The 18,931-nt window shown below is 75.3% G+C and carries 11 protein-coding genes; 4 read left to right on the top strand and 7 right to left on the bottom strand.

Translation table 11 applies throughout. The features are described from left to right. On the top strand, nt 1-9,319 hold a 9,319-nt coding region (locus AC5WRT_RS36635; protein ID WP_496101006.1), incomplete at its 5' end, for an SDR family NAD(P)-dependent oxidoreductase. A gap of 80 nt (nt 9,320-9,399) precedes the next feature. Beyond that, nucleotides 9,400-10,458: a ketoacyl-ACP synthase III family protein gene (locus tag AC5WRT_RS36640; protein ID WP_496098471.1), complete on the top strand. Its 1,059-nt coding sequence runs from the start codon at nt 9,400-9,402 to the stop codon at nt 10,456-10,458. Between the two features lie 85 nt (nt 10,459-10,543). Here AC5WRT_RS36640 and AC5WRT_RS36645 read toward each other — a convergent pair whose 3' ends face one another. The 7 genes from AC5WRT_RS36645 to AC5WRT_RS36675 form a co-directional block, all read right to left on the bottom strand. Continuing rightward, nucleotides 10,544-11,320: an FkbM family methyltransferase gene (locus tag AC5WRT_RS36645; RefSeq protein WP_496098472.1), complete on the bottom strand. Its 777-nt coding sequence runs from the start codon at nt 11,318-11,320 to the stop codon at nt 10,544-10,546. An 88-nt stretch (nt 11,321-11,408) separates the two neighbouring features. Continuing rightward, nucleotides 11,409-12,176 (bottom strand): ABC transporter permease, encoded by a 768-nt coding sequence (locus AC5WRT_RS36650; protein ID WP_496101007.1) that lies wholly within the window; start codon nt 12,174-12,176, stop codon nt 11,409-11,411. A 3-nt stretch (nt 12,177-12,179) separates the two neighbouring features. Beyond that, nucleotides 12,180-13,148, bottom strand: coding sequence for an ABC transporter ATP-binding protein (locus AC5WRT_RS36655; RefSeq protein WP_496098474.1), 969 nt, complete (start codon nt 13,146-13,148; stop codon nt 12,180-12,182). Nucleotides 13,149-13,259: 111 nt separating this feature from the next. Next, nucleotides 13,260-14,024 carry an NAD-dependent epimerase/dehydratase family protein gene (locus tag AC5WRT_RS36660; protein ID WP_496098475.1) on the bottom strand — a complete coding sequence of 255 codons (765 nt, stop codon included), beginning with the start codon at nt 14,022-14,024 and terminating at the stop codon, nt 13,260-13,262. Further along, entirely contained in the window at nt 14,008-15,531 is a 1,524-nt protein-coding gene (locus AC5WRT_RS36665; protein WP_496098476.1) for an NDP-hexose 2,3-dehydratase family protein, read from the bottom strand. The genes AC5WRT_RS36660 and AC5WRT_RS36665 overlap by 17 nt, the downstream gene beginning before the upstream one ends. Before the next feature lie 58 nt (nt 15,532-15,589). After that, nucleotides 15,590-16,735 (bottom strand): 4'-phosphopantetheinyl transferase family protein, encoded by a 1,146-nt coding sequence (locus tag AC5WRT_RS36670; RefSeq protein ID WP_496101008.1) that lies wholly within the window; start codon nt 16,733-16,735, stop codon nt 15,590-15,592. A gap of 8 nt (nt 16,736-16,743) precedes the next feature. Next, nucleotides 16,744-17,595 (bottom strand): metallophosphoesterase family protein, encoded by an 852-nt coding sequence (locus tag AC5WRT_RS36675; protein ID WP_496098478.1) that lies wholly within the window; start codon nt 17,593-17,595, stop codon nt 16,744-16,746. A gap of 293 nt (nt 17,596-17,888) precedes the next feature. On the opposite strand from AC5WRT_RS36675, the gene AC5WRT_RS36680 reads away from it, so the two are divergent. Together AC5WRT_RS36680 and AC5WRT_RS36685 are read left to right on the top strand one after the other, a co-directional pair. After that, on the top strand, nt 17,889-18,659 hold the full coding sequence (locus AC5WRT_RS36680; RefSeq protein ID WP_496101009.1) for a thioesterase II family protein: 771 nt from the start codon (nt 17,889-17,891) through the stop codon (nt 18,657-18,659). A gap of 35 nt (nt 18,660-18,694) precedes the next feature. Next, the gene (locus AC5WRT_RS36685) at nt 18,695-18,913 is read left to right on the top strand and encodes an acyl-CoA carboxylase epsilon subunit (protein ID WP_496101010.1); all 219 of its coding nucleotides are present in this window, start codon (nt 18,695-18,697) and stop codon (nt 18,911-18,913) included. Nucleotides 18,914-18,931: the final 18 nt, after the last annotated feature.

Genomic DNA, 18,931 nt, shown 5'->3' on the forward strand with positions numbered 1-18,931 from the left:
CGCCGGAGCCGTACGGCTGCTGCACGAGAACACCGACTGGCCCGAGGCCGGTGACCGGCCGCGCCGGGCCGGTGTCTCCGCGTTCGGCGTCTCCGGCACCAACGCCCACGTCGTCCTCGAACAGGCCCCCGACGAGCCGCCCGCCGACCCCGGCGACCCCGCCCCGCAGCCGGCCACGTTGCGCCTGCCCTCCGGGACCGTGCCCTGGCTGGTCACCGGCCGCACCCCCGCCGCCCTGCGCGAACAGGCCCGCGGACTCGCCGAGTTCGTCCGTACCCGGCCCGGCGCCGACCCCGCCCGCACCGCCGCCGCACTGCTGACCACCCGCTCCGTGTTCGAGGAGCGGGCCGTCGTCCTCGGCGCCGAGCCCGACGAACTCCTGCACGGCCTGGACGCGGTAGCTGCCGGCCACGCCAGGCCAGGTCTCGTCACCGGCTCCGCCGGCGCGCCAGGACGCACCGCCTTCCTCTTCGCCGGCCAGGGCTCCCAGCGCCTCGGCATGGGCCGCGCGCTCTACGACGCCTACGAGGTGTTCGCCGACGCCTTCGACGCGGTGTGCGCCGAGGCCGACACCGGGCTCGAACGCCCCCTGCAGGACGTCGTGTTCGGCACGGACGCCGACCTGCTCGACCGCACCGAGTACGCCCAGCCCGCCCTTTTCGCCCTCGAAGTCGCCCTGTACCGGCTCGCGGAGTCCTTCGGCCTGCGCCCCGACGTCCTCCTCGGCCACTCGGTCGGCGAACTCGCCGCCGCCCACGTGGCCGGCGTGTGGGCCCTGGCAGACGCCTGCCGTCTCGTGGTGGCCCGCGGCCGGCTGATGCAGGCGCTCCCCGAGGGCGGCGCGATGGTCTCCCTCCAGCTCCCCGAGGCCGAGGTGCTGCCGCTGCTGGAGGGCCGCGCCGGCCGCGTGGGCGTCGCCGCTGTCAACGGGCCGTGCTCCACCGTCGTCTCCGGCGCCGCCGCCGACGCCGAGGAGATCGCCGAGCAGGTCAGGGCCCAGGGGCACCGCGCCACGGCGCTGCGCGTCAGCCACGCCTTCCACTCGCCGCTGATGGAGCCGATGCTGCGGGACTTCCGCCGCGTCGCCGAGTCGCTGGAGTTCCACCCGCCGCGCCTCACCGTCGTCTCCGACCTCACCGGTTGTCCCGCCGACCCCGACGAGCTCACCGACCCCGAGTACTGGGTGCGGCACGTCCGGCACGCCGTCCGGTTCGCCGACGGCGTGCGCGCGCTGAGCGGACTCGGCGTCACCCGCTGCCTCGAACTGGGCCCCGACGGCACCCTGACCGCCCTCGCCGCCCAGAGCCTGCCCGCCGACGACGACACCCTCGCCGTCCCCGCGCAGGACAAGGACCGGCCCGGACCGCTCGCCTTCGAGACCGCCCTCGCCGCGCTCTGGACGCGGGGCGCCGCCGTCGACTGGGCAGCCCGCGTCACCGGCGCCACCGGCCCCGGCGCGCCCGCCGAGCCGCTGCCGACCTACGCCTTCCAGCGCCGCCGCGCCTGGCTGCCCGCCGGACCCTCCGGCGCCGCCGGGATCCGGGCGGCGGGACTCGGCGCCGCCCGGCATCCGCTGCTCGGCGCCGCCGTCGAGCTCGCCGACGCAGGCGGCGTCCTGCTCACCGGCCGCCTGTCCGCGCGGTCCCTGCCCTGGCTCGCCGACCGGGAGACGGCCGGCGCGGCACTGCTGCCCGCGTCCGTCCTCGTGGAACTCGCCGTCCGCGCCGGCGACGAGGCCGGCTGCACCGCCCTGGAGAACCTGACCCTGCGGGACCCGCTGCCGCTGCCCGAGCGGGGCGCCGTCCGCGTACAGGTCCTCGTGGGCGCGCCCGACGGGACCGGCCGGCGCGGCGTGAGCATCCACTCCCGGCCCGACGACGACACCGCCGACCAGCCCTGGCGCTGCCACGCCGAGGGCGCCCTCACCAGCGAGGCCCGGCCCGGACCCGCCCAGGACGGCACCGGGGTGTGGCCGCCCGAGCGGGCCGAACCCGTCGACGTGGACGGCCTGTACGACGAGCTGGCCCGGCGGGGCCACTCCTGCGGCCCGGCCTTCCGCGCCGTCCGCGCCCTGTGGCGCAGCGGCGGCGACCTGTACGCCGAACTCGCCCTGCCCGACGGGCCGCGCGAACAGGAGGCCGGCGCCTTCGGTCTGCACCCGGTGCTGCTCGACGCCGCCGTCCAGGCCGCCGCGGCAACCGGGCCCGCACCGGCCGAGGGCCACGTGTCGCTGCCGCTCGGCTGGCAGGGCGTGATCCTGCACACCACCGGCGCGGGCGCCGCCCGGCTGCGGATCTCCGGCGCGGGCACCGACCGGGTCTCCCTCTTGCTGACGGACACCGAGGGACGGCCGCTCGCCACCGCCGACTCCGTCACCCTGACCGGCGTGCCCACGGGCGGCCTCACCACCGGCCCGCAGGCCGACGGCCTCCACACGCTCGACTGGCAGCCGGTCACCGTCCCGTCGGACGTCCGCCCGGACGCGGGGGAGTGGACGGTCCTCGGCCCGGACGCCACCGGCCTCGCCGCCCACCTCACCGGCCAGGGCGTCCCCGCCCGCGCCCTGCCCGACCTCGACGCCCTGCGCGCCGCGCTCGACGGGGGCGCGACGGCCCCGGCGACGGTGGTCCTCACCCTCGGGTCCGCCGGCGGGGACGCCTCGTGCGGCAGCGACACCCTCGCCGCCGCGGCCGAGGACGCCACCGCCGCCGTATTGACCGCCCTCCACCAGTGGCTGGCCGACGAACGCCTCGACGCCGCCCGTCTGGTGGTCCTCACCCGCAACGCCGTCGCGACCGGCGACGACGACCTGGTGCCCGACCTCGTCCACGCCCCCGTCTGGGGCCTCGTGCGCACCGCGCAGTCCGAACACCCGGGCCGGTTCATCCTCGTCGACCACGACACGCCCGAGGCCCTGCCCGTCTCCGCCGTGCGCGACGACGAGCCCCAACTCGCGGTCCGCACTGGGGCGTTGCTCGCCCCGCGCGTCGTGCGCGCCGCGCGGCCCGCCGAGGCGGCCGTGCCGTTCGGTCCCGACGGGACGGTGCTGATCACCGGCGGCACCGGCGCGCTGGGCGCCCTCACCGCCCGCCACCTGGTCGTCGAGCACGGCGTACGACACCTGCTGCTGGTCAGCCGCTCCGGCCCCGCCGCCGCGGGCGCCACCGCACTGCGCGACGAACTGACCGCGCACGGCGCCGAGGTGCGCATCGAGGCGTGCGACGTCGCCGACCGTGCGGAGCTGGCCGCGCTGCTCGCCTCCGTCCCGGACGGGCACCCGGTCTCCGCGGTCGTGCACACCGCCGGTGTCCTCGACGACGGGCTGGTCACCTTCCTCACCCCCGACCGGCTGGCCGGCGTGTTCCGCGCCAAGGCGACCGCCGCGGCCCACCTGCACGAACTGACCCGGCACCTCGACCTGTCCGCGTTCGTGCTGTTCTCCTCCGCGGCCGGTCTGCTCGGCAACCCCGGTCAGGGCAACTACGCCGCCGCCAACACCTTCCTCGACGCCCTCGCCCAGCATCGCAGGGCCGCAGGCCTGCCGGCGACGTCGCTGGCGTGGGGGCCCTGGGAGCGGTTCGGCGGCATGACGGCCGGCCTCGACCCGGCGGTCGCCGCCCGGACGTCCGCCCAGGGGGTCGTCGCGCTCTCCGCCGAGCACGGCATGTCCCTCTTCGCCGCCGGCGCCGCCGCCGGCCGCGCGCTGCTGCTGGCGATGCGGCTCGACCCGGGAGCGCTGCGGTCCCGCGTCGAGTCCGGCGAACTGCCGCCGCTGCTGCGCGGGTTGCTGCGGGTCACCGTCCGCCGCGGCGCCCACGCCGCCGACGGACCGGGCGGCGGCTTCGCCCGGCGCCTCGCGTCCCTGCCGTGCACCCGGCGCCGCCGCGCGGTGGCCGACCTGGTCACCGGGCAGGTCGCCGCGCTCCTCGGCCACGACGGCGCCGACGCGGTGAGCACCGGCAAACCGTTCAAGGAGCTGGGCTTCGACTCGCTGGCCGCGGTCAACCTGCGCAACCGGCTCAACCAGGAGACAGGACTGCGTCTGCCCGCCACCCTCGTCTACGACCACCCGACCCCGGCCGCCCTGATCGCCCACCTCGCGGCCGAACTCGGCGTGGACGGCGCCGGGGACACCGGCAGCGCCGACACCCCCGCCCGCCCGGCCGAGGATGCCGGCGACGACCCGGTCGTGATCGTCGCCATGGGCTGCCGCTTCCCCGGCGGAGCGGACTCGCCCGAGGCGCTGTGGCGGCTGGTCTCCTCCGGCGCCGAGGGCCTCGGCCCCTTCCCCACCGACCGCGGCTGGGACCTCGACGCCCTCTACCACCCCGACTCCGACCGCCCCGGCACCACCTACGTCCGCGAGGCCGGCTTCCTCCACGACGCCGGCGAGTTCGACGCCGAACTGTTCGGCGTCTCGCCCCGCGAGGCCCTGGCGATGGATCCGCAGCAGCGGCTGCTGCTCCAGACGTCCTGGGAGGTCTTCGAGCGGGCCGGCATCCCGGTCGCCTCCCTCAAGGGCAGCCGCACCGGCGTGTTCGCGGGCGTGACCTACCACGACTACGCGTCCGGCATGCAGATGGGCACCGCGGGCAACGTGGCCGCGGGCCGGGTGTCGTACGCCTTCGGCCTCCAGGGCCCCTGTGTCGCCGTGGACACCGCCTGCTCCTCCTCGCTGGTCGCCCTGCACCTGGCGGCCCAGGCCCTGCGCGGCGGCGAGTGCGATCTGGCCCTGGCCGGCGGGGTCGCGGTGATGTCCCGGCCCGACCCGTACGTCGCCTTCAGCCGGGAGCGCACCCTCGCGGCCGACGGCCGCTGCAAGCCGTTCTCCGAGGACGCCGACGGCACCAACTGGGCCGAGGGCGTCGGCCTGTTGCTGCTGGAGCGGCTCTCCGACGCACGGCGCCACGGCCATCCCGTGCTCGCCCGCGTCGCCGGCAGCGGCGTCAACCAGGACGGCGCCTCCAACGGACTCACCGCGCCCAGCGGCCCCGCCCAGCAGCGGCTGATCCGTCAGGTCCTCGCCTCCGCCGGCCTCGAGCCCGCCGACGTGGACGCCGTCGAGGCGCACGGCACCGGCACCCCGCTCGGCGACCCCATCGAGGCGCAGGCCGTCGTCGCCACCTACGGGCAGGACCGCGAACGGCCGCTGTGGCTGGGCTCGATGAAGGGCAACATCGGTCACACCCAGGCGGCGTCCGGGGCCGGCGGCCTGATCAAGATGATCACGGCGATGCGCCACGGCGTGCTGCCCCGCACCCTCCACACCGACCGCCCCTCCTCCCACATCGACTGGTCCGCCGGAGCGGTTCAGCTGCTGCGCGAGGACGTGCCCTGGCCCCGCGGCGAACGGCCCCGCCGGGCCGGCGTCTCGTCGTTCGGCATCAGCGGCACCAACGCCCACGTGATCATCGAAGAGCCGCCCCGGGACGGGGAGAGCCCGCTCGACGGCACCGACGCCCCGGTCGATGCCCAGGCCACCGACGGCATCCCGCCCGGGGCCGTCCCGCTGCCCGGCGGGATTCCCCTGGCGCTGTCCGCCCGCACCCCCGAGGCGCTGCGCGGACAGGCGGCGCGGCTGCACGCCCTCCTGGCCGGCGCGCCCGCGCTCCGCCTGCCCGACGTCGCGCTGTCCCTGGCCACCACCCGGTCGGCGCTGGAGCACCGGGCGGTCCTCACGGTCACCGACCACGAGGCGGCCCTGCGCACCCTGAAGGCCCTCGCGGAGGGCACGGCTCCCACCGTGGCGGACACCAGCAGCGGGTCCGGCAAGGACCGCACCCCCGGCGACGCCCTCGCCACAGGCACGGTCCCCACCGGCTCCGTGCCGCCTTCCGTCGCCCTCTACTTCCCGCCCGCCGACCCCCGCTGGACCGCGGGCGCGGCGGCCCTCGCCAGCTCCTGCCCGGTGTTCGCCGAGACCCTCGCCGCGTGCGGGCGCGCCCTGGCCGCGCTGGTCCACTGGAACCCCGCCGACGTGCTGGCCGGGCGCACCGCCCCCGGCTGGCACGAGCGGCCGGAGATCGCCGGACCGCTCGGCTGGGCCGTGGCCGTCGCGCTCGCCGCGCAGCTGCGCGAGTACGGCGTCGAACCGGGCGCGGTCGGCGGGCAGTCGTACGGCGAGATCGCCGCCGCCTGCGCCGCCGGGCTGATCCCCCTGGACACCGGCGCCCGCCTCGCCGTACACCACAGCGCCGCTACGACACACCTGGCGGCGTCTACGGACACGGCGGCACCCAGGGACACGGCGACGTCCAGGCACTCGGTGGCGTTCACGGATCCGGTCCCCGTGGGCTCGACCCCCGCGGACACGGCCCCTGTAGCCCCGGTGCCTGCGGCCGCGGCCCCCGCGGACCTGGCCACCGCCGCCCCGGCCCCCACGGACCGGGCCACGACGGACCTGGCCGCCACGCAGCTGACCCCCACGGAGCCGACCCCTTCGGACCCCGCGCCCACCCGCCCGGCCTCCGCCGTCCGCTCCGCCCCCGCCGAGCTGCCGTTCGCCTCCGCCGCCACCGGCGCCCTGCTGCGGCCGGAGCAGGAGACCGGCGCCGACACCTGGGCCACGGCTCTCGCCGAGCCGCCCGCCGACCCCGCGTCAGCCCTGCGCGCCCTCTCCGACGCCGGCCACCGCACGCTCGTCGTCCTCGGCGAACAGTCACCCGGCAGTCAGGCCGACGCCGAACTGCTGCCCCTGAGCGCCACCCACCTCACCGCGCTCCTCGCCGCGCTCCACGTGCGCGGCGCCCGGATCGACTGGGCGGCGCTGCTTGCCCCCGCCGGAGCGCGCCGCGTGCCGCTGCCGACCTACGCGTTCGCCACCCGCCGCTACTGGATGACGCCGGAGGCCCCGGCTGCCGCCGACGGGGCCGCGCCGCGGCACCCCTTGCTGGACGCGTGCGTCGAACTGCCCGACCCCGGCGGCCTGCTGCTCACCAGCACCCTCTCGCGGGCGAACCTGCCCGGCGGCGCAGGACCGGCGCAGGCGGGACCGGTCGCCGTACCGGGGCCGGTCCTGCTGGAACTCGCCGTGCAGGCGGGGGACCGGGCCGGCTGCGACCGCATCGCCGAACTCACCGCCCAGGCGCCCCTCGTGCTGCCCGAGGGCGACGAGGTGCGGCTGCGGGTCACCGTCGGCGATCCCGGACCGTCGGGGGAGCGGCCCCTGCGGATCCACTCCCGGCCCGCGGGCGCCCTGCCCGGCACCGCGTGGACCCTCAACGCCCGCGCCGTGCTGTGCACCGGCGAGACCCGGGCCTCCTTCGACCTGGAACTGTGGCCGCCCGCCGAGGCCGAACCCGTCGCCCTGGACGGGCCGTCCGTCCCCGAGGGACTGCGCGGACTGTGGCGGCGCGGCGAGGACCTGTTCGCCGAGGTCGCGCTGACCGACCCCGGCGAGGGCGGGCGGTACGCGCTGCACCCGGCGCTGCTGGACGCCGCGCTGCGCGCGCTGCCGCTCCCCGGGCAGGACGCGTTCGGCGCGACGCCGGCGCCCGACTCCTGGCACCAGGTCGCCCTGTACGCCGAGGGCGCCTGCGCGCTGCGGGTCCGGCTGACCCGCACCGGCACCGACACCGTCGCCGTGGAGGCGGCCGACGACCTCGGCCTGCCCGTCGCGTCGGTCGGCGCGGTCCGCCTCGCCCCCGGCGACCGCGCCGCGCTCACCGCCGCCCGCAGCGGCCCGCTGTTCCGCCTGGAGTGGCCGGAGACGAGCTGCGAGACCTCCTGTGTCAAGCCCCGCTGGGTGCTCGTCGGTCCCGACGTGCTCGGCGCCCGCGCGACCCTGATGAGGGCCGGCGTCTACACCGAGGCGCACGACAGCCTGGCCGCCCTCGCCAAGGCCCTGGACTCCGGGGTCCCCGTCCCCGAGGCCGTACTGACCGGAGTGCTGCCCGGACCCGACGCCGCCGCCCGGGCGGTGCGCGACACGGCCGAACTGGCCGCCGAGTGGCTGGCGGACGAGCGGTTCGCCGGCATCCGGCTGGTGTTCCTCACCCGCGGCGCGCTGAGCGGCGCGGACGGCCCCGAGGGACCGCAGCCCGCCGCGGCCGCCGTCTGGGGACTGATCCGCTCGCTCCACCTCGCCGACCCCGGTCGGCTGGTCCTCGCCGACCTCGACGGGGCGCGCGCCTCCTGGCGTGCCCTGCCCGCCGCGCTGTCCCTGCCCGAACCCCAACTGGTCGTCGTGCGCGGCTCGGTGCGCGTCCCCCGGCTGGTCGCCGTGCCGGCGCGGGCGGGGGAGACCGGGCTGCTGATCGGGCCCAGTGACACCGTCCTGGTCACCGGCGCCGGCCGCCCGGCCGCGGCGGCCGTCGCCCGCCATCTCGCGGCCGGGCGGGGCGTCACCAGGCTGGTGCTCGCCGACACCGCGCCCGGCGACGGCCTCGCCGCGCTCGCCGCCGAACTCACCGCCGCGGGCGCCGAGGTGACCGTGACCGACTGCGACCTCACCGACCGCGGCGCGGTGACCGCGCTGCTGCACCGCACGCAGGGCGGCCGGCCGGCGACCGCCGTCGTGCACGCGGCCCGGCTTCCCGAGCCCCGCGACGGAGCTGCGGCGGAACAAGCCTGCCTGGAACGGGAGATGAGCGCCGCCCGGCACCTCGCCGAGCTGACCGGACTCCGCGGTGGCACGGCCGTGCCGCTGCTGCTCCTGTCGTCCGCCGCGGGCACCCTGGGCGCCCCCGGCCGCAGCGGCGAGGCGGCGCTCGGCGCCTTCCTCGACGCGCTCGCCCTGCACCGCCGCGCCCAGGGCCTGCCGGGCACGTCGGTGTCGTGGGGCCGCTGGGACGCCGACGGCGCCACGGTGGGCGGCGCCCCGGCAGGCGTCGCCCCGCTGCCCCGGTCGGCGGGCCTCGACCTGTTCGACGCCGCGTGCCTCCTCGACGCCCCGGCCGCCGTCCTGCTGCGCCCCGACCCGGCGGCCCTCGCCGGCCGGCCCGACGGGGCGAGCCTGCCCGCACCCCTGCGCGCACTCGCCGGGCCGCCGCCCCGCCGCCGGGTGGGGCAGCGGGGCGGTGCGGGCGCCCTGAGCACGCTCCGGCGCCGCCTGGCCGGACTGGCCGACGCCGAACGCGAGGCCGTCCTGACGGACCTGGTCCGCGCCGACGTCGCCGCCGTCCTCGACTACCCCTCGCCCGACGCCGTCGAGGCCACCCGCGCCTTCCGGGACATCGGCCTGAACTCCCTGACCGCCTTCGCGCTGCGCAACCGGCTGCGCGAGACCACCGGACTGCGCCTGCCCGCCACCCTGCTGTTCGAGGCCGACACCCCCGAACGGCTCGCCGCCCACCTCAAGGAAGAACTCCAGCGCCTGTGACGCGCGCCCCGCGTCCCGGGCCCGGCACACCGACGACACCCCGACGGCACACCCACGACACGCAAGGAGAACCACCACTCATGAAGACGGACGGCGTCTATGTCGACACGGTCGGGGCGTACATCCCGGACCGGTGGGTGAGCGTCGAGCAGGCGGTCGAGGAGGGGCTGTACGACGAGTACTCCGTCCAGTACGGCACCGGGCTCACCGCCGCCTACATCGCGGGCGACCTGCCCGCCCTCGACATGGCGGTCCGCGCCGCCCGGCAGGCGTTCGGCCGGTCCGCGTACGACATCGAGGACCTCGACTTCCACGTCCACTGCACCGCGGTGCAGCACGGCCCCGAGGGTTTCTACCCGCCCGGCTACGTGCTGCGCGAGCTCGGCGCGAGCGGTGTCGCCAGTACCGACGTGCGCCAGCACTCCAACGGCCTGCTGGCCGGCATCGAGGTCGCCGTCGGCCAGCTGACGGGCGCCGCCGGCGCGGAGACGGCGCTGGTCACCGCGGCGGAGAACTTCACCAGCCCGCTGATCGACCGCTGGACCGGCTTCGGTACCGGCTTCACCGCCAGCGACGGCGGCGCCGCCGTCCTGCTCAGCGGCGACAGCGGCTTCGCGGCGCTGCGCGCGGTGAACTCCGGGACCCTGCCGGAGCTGGAGCAGTGGCACCGCGGCGAGGAGTCGCTGCTGCCGTTCCGCGGCGAGGAGCGCAGGGCGTCCGGCACGATGGACCTGCTCTCCTACTTCAACCAGCACGTCATGCCGCTCGACAAGTGCATGGAGATGATCCGGGACTTCGAGCTGGACATCGTGCACCGCTCGCTGGTGGACGCCGGGCTGAACGCCGCCGACCTGCGCTGGGTTGTGGCCGCCAACAGCGACTCGCGGATGATCGACCAGATGAAGATGCAGCCGCTGGGCCTGCCGATGTCCCGCTCCACCTGGGACTTCGGCAAGGAGTACGGCCACATGGGCGCCTGCGACATGGCGGTCTCCCTCAACCACCTGCTCCTGAACGGGATGCTGTCGCCCGGCGACCACGTCCTGATGACCACCTCGGCGTCCGGCTGGGTCTCCACCTCCGCCGTCCTGACCGTCCTTCGGCTGCCGGAGTGGGCGAAGGAGAACACCCTGTCCTGAGCGCCCCGCCGCGCACCCCACAGCGCCCCGGCACCTTCCCGGTGCAGGGGCGCCGCGCTCGCCGGTGGGGTGCCCGCCGTGGCGGTCAGTCCTCGCGGCGGGCGTACACCATCGAGTAGCGGAACACCTCCGGCAGGTTCGCCGCGCTCTCCACGGTCACGGCGAAGCCCTGGGCGTCGAGGATGCCCCGCACCGCCTCCAGCCGGCCGTCGAGGTCCTGGACCTCGATGACGGTCTGCCGGACGCGCTGCCAGTCGGCCGCGTCGAGGCCTTCCATGACCTCGAGCTCCGCGCCCTCGACGTCGATCTTCAGCAGGTCGATCGGACCCTCGGGCGCCCAGTCGCGCAGCGCGTCGGAGAGCCGGCGCACCTCCGCCTCGACCTCGATGCCGGCCATGATGCGGTCCACGGCCTCCCGGCCGATCTGCGACACGGTCAGTTCCTGGCCGACCTTCTTCTGCTCCGGGTACCGGGTGGAGTTGCCGGGGAGCGCCGGATAGAAGGTGAACCGGACCTGCTCCTCGGGCCGGCGGCCCAGCGCCGCGCACACCACCTCCACGTCCTTTGCGCCGTGCCCGTCCAGGTTCTCCACCAGCGCCCGGTGGATCGCGGGGATCGGCTCGAAGGCGAGGATCTTCGCGCCCGGGAACTCCTGCTTGACGAAGAGGGAGAACAGCCCCACGTTGGCACCGGCGTCCACGACCCGGGAGGAGCCGGAGAGCTGGATGCCGTGCCTGAGGTAGGCCCGTTCGACGAATATCTCGTTGTAGATGAAGTCGACCTCGGAGAACAGCGCGCCCTCCGTCTGCGGCACGGCGACGGAGAATCCGTCCGCCACCTGAACCGACCTGATCTCGGTCATGAAATGCTCCCTGAGCCGTGGAATTGCTGCTCAGTGTGCCGCGCGGAACACCGGCAATCTCCTAGACTTGCGCACGCGCGGGGCGGGTTCAGGCGTCCCGGCCGCGCAGCACCAGATACCCGCCGAGCACCGCGACGGCCACCCACACCAGCATGATGACGAGGCCGCCGCCCGGCCCGTAGGGGACGTCGTGGTTGCGCACCACCCGGGCCATCGCCTCGCCGGCCTGGTCCGGCAGATAGTGCGCGACCTTCTTCGCGCCGGGCACCGAGGCGAGGATCTGCGTCACCAGGAAGAAGAACGGCATCAGAATGCCCATCGACAGCATGGAACTGCGCAGCATCGTCGCCACGCCCATCGAGAACACGGCCATCAGCGTCATGTAGAGGCCGGCGCCCAGCGTCGCCCGCAGCACGTTGTGCGCGCCGATGGTGGTGCTGTGCGAACCGAGCGCCGCCTGCCCGGCGAAGAAGGTGACGAAGCTGGTGACCATGCCGACGACGAGGGCCGTGCCGGTCGCGACCGCGAGTTTGCTGAAGTAGAACACGCCGCGGCGCGGCACGGCCGCCAGCGAGTTGCGGATCATGCCGGTGCTGTACTCGCCGCCGATCACCATGACCCCGAACGCGATCATCGCGAGCTGGCCGAGGACACCGCCGGTGAAGCTGGTGCCGGCCGGGTCGAAGGTGAGCCTGTCCTGCCGGGACAGGTCGTCGTACCGGGCGTTGGACAGGGCGCTGACGAGTGTGCCGAAGGCCACGGTGACTGCGAAGGCCGCGATCAGCGTCCACGCCGTGGAGCGGACCGTGGTGAGCTTGGCCCATTCCGAGCGGAGGGCCGCGACGGGTGCGGACATGGTTCAGGACTCCGTTCGCGTGGTCTCGGGCACCAGCGGGCCGCTGGGCGGGACGGTTCCCGTGGCGAGCGGTCCGGTGCGGTATTCGGCGGTCTCACCGGTCAGCGCGATGAACGCCTCCTCCAGCGAGGCGTGCCGGGGACTCAGCTCGTGCAGCAGGATCCGGTTCTCCAGCGCCAGTTCGCCCAGCCGTTCCGCGGGCGCGTCCGTCACCTCGAACGTGCCGGTGCCGCTCTCGGAGGCGGTGATCCCCGCGGCGGCCAGCGCGTCGCGCAGCTTCTCCGCTTCGGGCGTGCGGATGCGCACCGACGCGCGCGTGTTGTGGTCGATGAACTCCTGCATGCCGGTGTCGGCGAGCAGCCGGCCCCGGCCGATGACGACGAGATGATCGGCGGTCAGCGCCATCTCACTCATCAGATGGCTGGAGACGAACACCGTACGGCCCTCGGAAGCCAGCCGTTTCATCAGCGTGCGGATCCAGTGGATGCCCTCGGGGTCCAGGCCATTGACCGGCTCGTCCAGCATCACGATCTCCGGGTCGCCGAGCAGCGCCGCCGCGATGCCGAGCCGCTGCCCCATGCCGAGGGAGAACCCCTTGGGCCGTTTCTTCGCCACCGACGCGAGGCCGACCTCCTCCAGGGCCTCGTCGACCCGGGTGAGCGGAATGCCGTTGCTGAGCGCCAGGCATCTGAGGTTCTGGTAGGCGCTGCGCCCGCCGTGCATGGCCTTGGCGTCCAGCAGGGCGCCCACGTGCCGCAGCGGCTCCTTGAGCCGCGCGTAGGGCTGTCCGTCGATGAGGATCCGGCCGGACGTGGGGCGGTCCAGACCGAGCATCATCCGCATCGTGGTGGACTTGCCCGCTCCGTTGGGCCCGAGGAAGCCGGTCACACAGCCGGCCCGGACCGTGAAGGTGAGGTCGTCGACCACCACCTTGCGGCCGTACCGCTTGGTCACTCCCGCAAGCTCGATCATGCGGCCACGCTAGGCGGAACGGGTGGCTCCAGTCCGGGAGCGGGGCAATTGTCTAGGGGTTCTCGCAGTGCGCGGCACCACGGGCGCCCCGCCGCGGTACCCCCGCCTGTCTCAGGCCCGGGACAGCGCCGTGCAGTACGGCAGATAGGCGTCCAGGAGGGCGTCCAGGTACGTCTCGTCCGGTGCGGCCCGGAAGTCCGGCACGAACCGGCGCAGCCGTTCCAGCGACACCCGGGTCACGGCGTGGGGGCCCGGCCGCTCCACCCGGCGGGCCGTGACGCCCAGCCGCCGCTCGATCGCCGTCACGACGGACTCCACCGGCTGCGGCACCCCCGATGCCACGTTCAGCACCTCGCCGTTCACCCCTTCCCCGAGGAGCCCCCCGACCGCGTGCAGCAGGTCCCGCACGTCCAGCAGGTCGCGGTGGGCGCCCTGATGCACCGTCACCTCACCGGCGCCGATCTGCCGTACGAGGGTGGGCAGCAGCTGGTGCGGGCGCTGGTGGCCGCCCACCGCGTGACTCAGGCGCAGCACCAGGTGCTCGACGCCGGAGCAGCGCACCACGCTCTCCAGTGCCAGCTTGTGCCGCCCGTACGCGTTCGGCGGGCGCACCGGGTTGCTCTCGGCCGCCGTCTCCCCGTCGTCCGTGAAGCCGTACATCGAGAAGGACGCCGTGGAGAAGAACAGCAGCTGTCGGCCCTGCCGGGCGCAGGCGTCGAGCGCGTCGTAGAGGACCCGCGCCTCACGGTCGTACTCGGCGGGCGCCGCGGTGGACGTGCGGGACACGCCGCAGGCCAGGGCCGTCACGCCGGGGAAGCGGTCGCCGAACTCCTCGGCGAGATTGCGGGCGAGGAAGCCGTCACCGATGATCCGCACGCCCTGCCCCCTCGTCCGTGGTGCCGGCCGTGGCGCGGCTGTGGGCGACGGCCGGCGCGGCCGCCGGCGCCGTGAGCGCCTCGCGTGCGCCCGGCAGGTGCGCGGTGATGCCCGGCGCCGACCGCAGGGCGACGACCAGCGTCCGCGCCTGCACGTTCACGTAGTGGCTGTACTTGAGCAGCTCACCGAGCTGACGCAACGTCATCCACTGGTGGTCGTCGGGGATGTCGTCCGGCCCGTCGCCGTCCGCCTCCACGATCAGGTAGCGGCTCTGCGCGTCGAGGAACCGGCCGCCCTCCTCCGACAGCACGGTGTCGAACAGGATCTGCTCCGGCCGCGCCCGCTCCACCAGGTCGAGGAAGCGGGGTCGGGCGGAGGCCGGCAGGTGGGCGTAGTTCTCCGGGGTGCACTGCACGGTGGGGCCCAGTTCGATGACGTCCAGATAGCCGGGTTCGACACGGGCGTGCACCAGGCAGTGCGGCACGCCGTCGATCCGGCGCACCAGCATCGCCACCACGCCCGTGCCGTGCGGCTCAAGCAGCGGCTGCGACCAGGACGCCACCTCGCGCCGGCCGGAGGAGACGGCCACGGGCACGATGCTGAAGTACAGGCCCCGCTCGTGCGCGATGCGGTCCTCGCCGACGTGCCAGCCCTCGGTCTCGATCTCCCGCAGCGGCACCAGCTCCGCGCAGACCTCGCGCTCGCTCTGCTGCGTGGTGATCCAGTTGCGGATCGCCACGTCTGAGTGGAGCGCGGGCGACGGTCCGGGGCCGTGCTGCCAGTCGGGCAGACAGGACAGCACCGTACGGGCGTCCATGTTGACCAGGTTCTCGTACCGCAGCAGCGTGTGCAGCTGACGCAGTGTCAGCCAGCAGAAGTTCTCGCCGGCCTCCACCTCGGGGCCGACCTCGACGACCATGTTGCGGTTGCGCTTGCAGAAGAACCACGAGCCCTGCTCCGACTGCAGCACGTCCGCCAGCACCCGGTGCCCGCGCGCCCGCGGCTCCCGGAAGCAGTCCAGGTACGGTACGGCCGAACCGCCGTGCACCCGCGTGTAGTTGCTCTTCGTTGCCTGCACGGTCGGCGACAGCTGCACGCCGTTGACGTTGCCCGGCTCGGCCTTCGCCTGCATCAGGCAGTGCAGCACGCCGTTGATCTCACGCACCGCGAGACCGAGGATGCCGATCTCCGGCTGCCGGATGATCGGCTGGCTCCACTCGGGGACCGGACCGAAGTCGCTGCGCACACGCAGGCCGCGCACCGAGAAGAAGCGACCGCTGCGGTGCTCGAGATCACCGGTCTGCTGGGCGAAGCGCCAGCCGGACAGCTCCGCGAAGGGGGTGCGGCGCACCTCCTGGCGGTGCCGGGGGCGCTGTGCGTCCAGCCACTCGAAGAACTCGACGTCGGACATGGCCTCGCCGCCCGTCGCCGTCGCGGACAGGGCGAGCCGCGCGGCGAGGACCGCCTCGCTGGGGGAGTCGGGACCGGTCGCGTTCAGCTGGGGCATCGCTGTCTCTCCATCGCATCGATGACGTCCCACGGCACCCGCCGCGGACGCGGGGGAACTACGCGGGCGCGGGCGGGCCGGGGTCGGTGGCCGCGGATTGGTGGGACGTGCCGGCCGGGAGTGGGCCCGGGGTGGCGGCCGCGGGTCGGTGAGGCGTTCCGGTGGGGAGGGGGCTGGGGGCGGCGGCCGCGGGGCGGTGAGGGGTTCCGGCCGGCAGTGGGCCGGAGGTGGTGGCCGGGGGTCGATAGGAGGGCGCCGTCGGAAGGGAGTTGGGGGTGGTGGCCGCTGGTTGGTGGGAGGGTGCCGTCGGGAGTGGGCCCGGGGTGGTGGCCGTTGGCTGGCGGGACGTGTCGGCCGGGAGCGGGCCGGAGGTGGTGGCCGCCCGCCGGTGGGGGGCGCCGGCCGGGAGTGGGCCGGAAAGGGGGGCCGCGGACCGGTGGGAGGTGCGCGGCCCCGCCGGGTGGGAAGGGCCGGGCCCGGCCCGGTCCGCGGTGGTCTCGTCGCCGGGACCGGTGGCCGAACGGCGGACGGGCGGCGCGATCGCGGTGAGCACCAGCCCCTCGTCGACCAGCCACCACCCGTCCAGAACGGGGCCGCCGATCGCGTCGGAGAACGCGAGCGGCAGCGGCCTGAGCAGCCGCGCCGAGAACGTACCCCGCACCCCGCTCCCGGCGTCCGGCACGACGGTGAAGCTCAGCCGGGCCATGTCGAAGCCGAGCATCGTGCGGGCCAGCGGGAACCACGCCTTGTAGACCGACTCCTTGGCGCTGAACAGCAGCCGGTCCCACGGCAGACGCGGCTCCGAGGCCCGCAGCCGGGCCAGTTGGGCGCGCTCCTCGGGCAGCGACACGGCCTCCAGCACCCCGTCGGGCAGCGGACCGGCCGTCTCCGCGTCGACGCCGAGCGCGGCCAGGTCAGTGGCGCGGGCGACGGCCGCCACCCGGTAGCCGGCGCAGTGCGACAGCGCGCCGACCACTTCCTCGGGCCACAGCGGCTCCCCGTGCCGCCCCGACCGCAGCGGCTGCGCCGGCAGGCCCAGCGCGGCGAGTGACAGCCGCGCGCAGCGCCGGCCGGTGGCGAACTCCCGCCGGCGCTCGCCCACCGATCGCGCGATGACCGCCTCCTCCTCGGGGAACAGCGGCGGCGCCGACAACTCGCCGCGCACCTCGGTCACTTCCGCCACCTCCGGCAGCAGCCGGCGCATCAGCGGCCTCATCGGGTGCCTCGCCGGGGCAGGATCTCGCGCAACACGGGACCGGGCATGGCGCGGGCCTGCCCCTCACGGGGACGGCCCAGCGACACCTCGCGGTGCGGCACGCCGTCGTGCCAGGTGGTCCGCGGGATGTGCAGATGGCCGTGGACGACGGTCGCCGCGCGGTAGCGGCGGTGCCGGTCGTGGGTGGCGGTGGTCCCGCACCACAGGGCGAACTCCGGGTACCGCAGGATCCGGGTGGGTTCGCGCACCAGCGGGAAGTGGTTGACCAGCACGGTCGGCAGGTCCTGGGGACGGACGTCCAGCCGCTGACGGGTGTACGCGCGGCGCGCCCGGCACCAGGCCGCCCGGTCGGGACAGGGATCGCTGTGCAGCAGGAACTCGTCGGTGGCGACCACGCCCGCCTTCTCCGCGCGGGCCAGCGCGTCCGCGGCGCCCGTCGCACCCGGCGGCAGGAACGAGTAGTCGTACAGCTGGAACAGCGGCGCGATCACCACCGGCCCGTCGGGGCCCTGCCAAGTGACGTACGGGTCCTCAGACGTCAACACCCCAAGGCAACGGCACAGTTCGACCAGGCTCCGGAAGCGGTCCTCGCCGCGCAGGGTCACCGGGTCGTCCGGGTGCGTCCACAGCTCGTGGTCGCCCGGTACCCGCACCACCGTCGCGAACCGGTCGGCGAGCAGCCGCAGCACCCACTCCACGTCCGCGGTCAGCTCCCCGACGTCCCCGGCGACGATCAGCCAGTCGGACGGGTCGGACGGCCGCAACCCGCGTACGACGGCGCGGTCCTGCTCGTAGGCGACGTGCAGATCGCTGACGGCGAAGAGCCTGCCGCCCGCATCACGGCTCACGGCCGGTCCGCCGCACCGCTCGTGGGCCGGGCATCCGGGATGGTGGGCATGGGAACTCCTCGTGACACGTCCGGCGCGTCGATCCGCGGCCGGCGGTCAGCTTTATGCCACCGGCCCGCGCGCCCGCACAACGCGCAACGCGCCCCCGCCGCCAAGGACAGGGGAAACGCCCAGACTTCGGCCCCCCGGCCCGTCCGTGCCGCCGATGTGCCGGATAGTGGCGGCACATCCCGCCAGCGAACGGGCCCGTGCGCAGCGCACGGCGGCTCGCGAACGAAGGACGGACGAGCAGCGTGAGCGTTTCCCCCGCCGACGACGGCCTGTGGTGCCGGCGCTTCCACCCGGCTCCCGAAGCCGCCCACCGCCTGGTCTGCTTCCCGCACGCGGGCGGCTCGGCCAGCTACTACCTCCCCGTCGCCACGGCCCTGTGCCCGCGCGTCGACGTCGTCGCCGTGCAGTACCCCGGCCGGCAGGACCGGCGCAACGAGTCGCTCATCGACGACATCGGCGCGCTCGCGGCCCAGGTGTACGGCGCCCTGCGCGGCTGGGACGACCGACCGCTGACCTTCTTCGGGCACAGCATGGGCGCGGTCGTCGCCTTCGAGGTGGCCCGGCGGTTCGAGCGGGACGGCGGCGGCCCGGTGCGGCTCTTCGCCTCCGGCCGGCGCGCGCCCTCCCGGTACCGCGACGAGAACGTGCACCGGCGCGGCGACGACGGCATCATCGCCGAGGTCAAGGCGATGAGCGGCACCGACGACCGGCTGCTGGGCGACGACGAGCTGATCCGGATGATCCTGCCCGCGCTGCGCGGCGACTACAAGGCGGTGGAGACCTACCGGTGCGAGCCGGGCGCGACGGTGGCCTGTCCGGTGACCGCGCTGGTCGGCGACAGCGACCCCAAGACGTCCGTCGACGAGGCCGAGGACTGGCAGAAGCACACCACCGCCGGTTTCGACCTGCACGTCCTGCCCGGCGGCCACTTCTACCTCAACGGCCGCGCCGCGGACGTGCTGAAGATCCTCGACGAACACTTCACCGCCCAGGCCGCCGCGCAGAAGCGCTGAACGGCTCGGGCGGCCCCGGACATAAGGAGGGACCCGTGACCGGACCCCACGACACCGCTCTCCTACGGGTCGAGCGGGGCGTGGCAGGCGAGGAGGAACTGGCGGCGCTGACCGCGCTCCTGCTGGCCCGCGCCGCCGCGGCCCGCGACCACACCCACGACACCGCCCGGTGCCTCCGCACCGCCGCCCGCTGGAACCGCCTGGAACGACACCGGGCCTACCAGTCACCCCTCAGCTGGCAGGCCCCGGCCTGACCCGCGAGCCGCCCCCGG

The sequence above is a fragment of the Streptomyces sp. NTD91 genome (assembly GCF_059510455.1).

Bases quoted from the DNA above. Each gene is read 5' to 3' on its own strand.
- AC5WRT_RS36640 (WP_496098471.1), top strand. From the start codon at position 9,400: ATGAAGACGGACGGCGTCTATGTCGACACGGTCGGGGCGTACATCCCG.
- AC5WRT_RS36645 (WP_496098472.1), bottom strand. From the start codon at position 11,320: ATGACCGAGATCAGGTCGGTTCAGGTGGCGGACGGATTCTCCGTCGCC.
- AC5WRT_RS36650 (WP_496101007.1), bottom strand. From the start codon at position 12,176: ATGTCCGCACCCGTCGCGGCCCTCCGCTCGGAATGGGCCAAGCTCACC.
- AC5WRT_RS36655 (WP_496098474.1), bottom strand. From the start codon at position 13,148: ATGATCGAGCTTGCGGGAGTGACCAAGCGGTACGGCCGCAAGGTGGTG.
- AC5WRT_RS36665 (WP_496098476.1), bottom strand. From the start codon at position 15,531: ATGCCCCAGCTGAACGCGACCGGTCCCGACTCCCCCAGCGAGGCGGTC.
- AC5WRT_RS36670 (WP_496101008.1), bottom strand. From the start codon at position 16,735: ATGCGCCGGCTGCTGCCGGAGGTGGCGGAAGTGACCGAGGTGCGCGGC.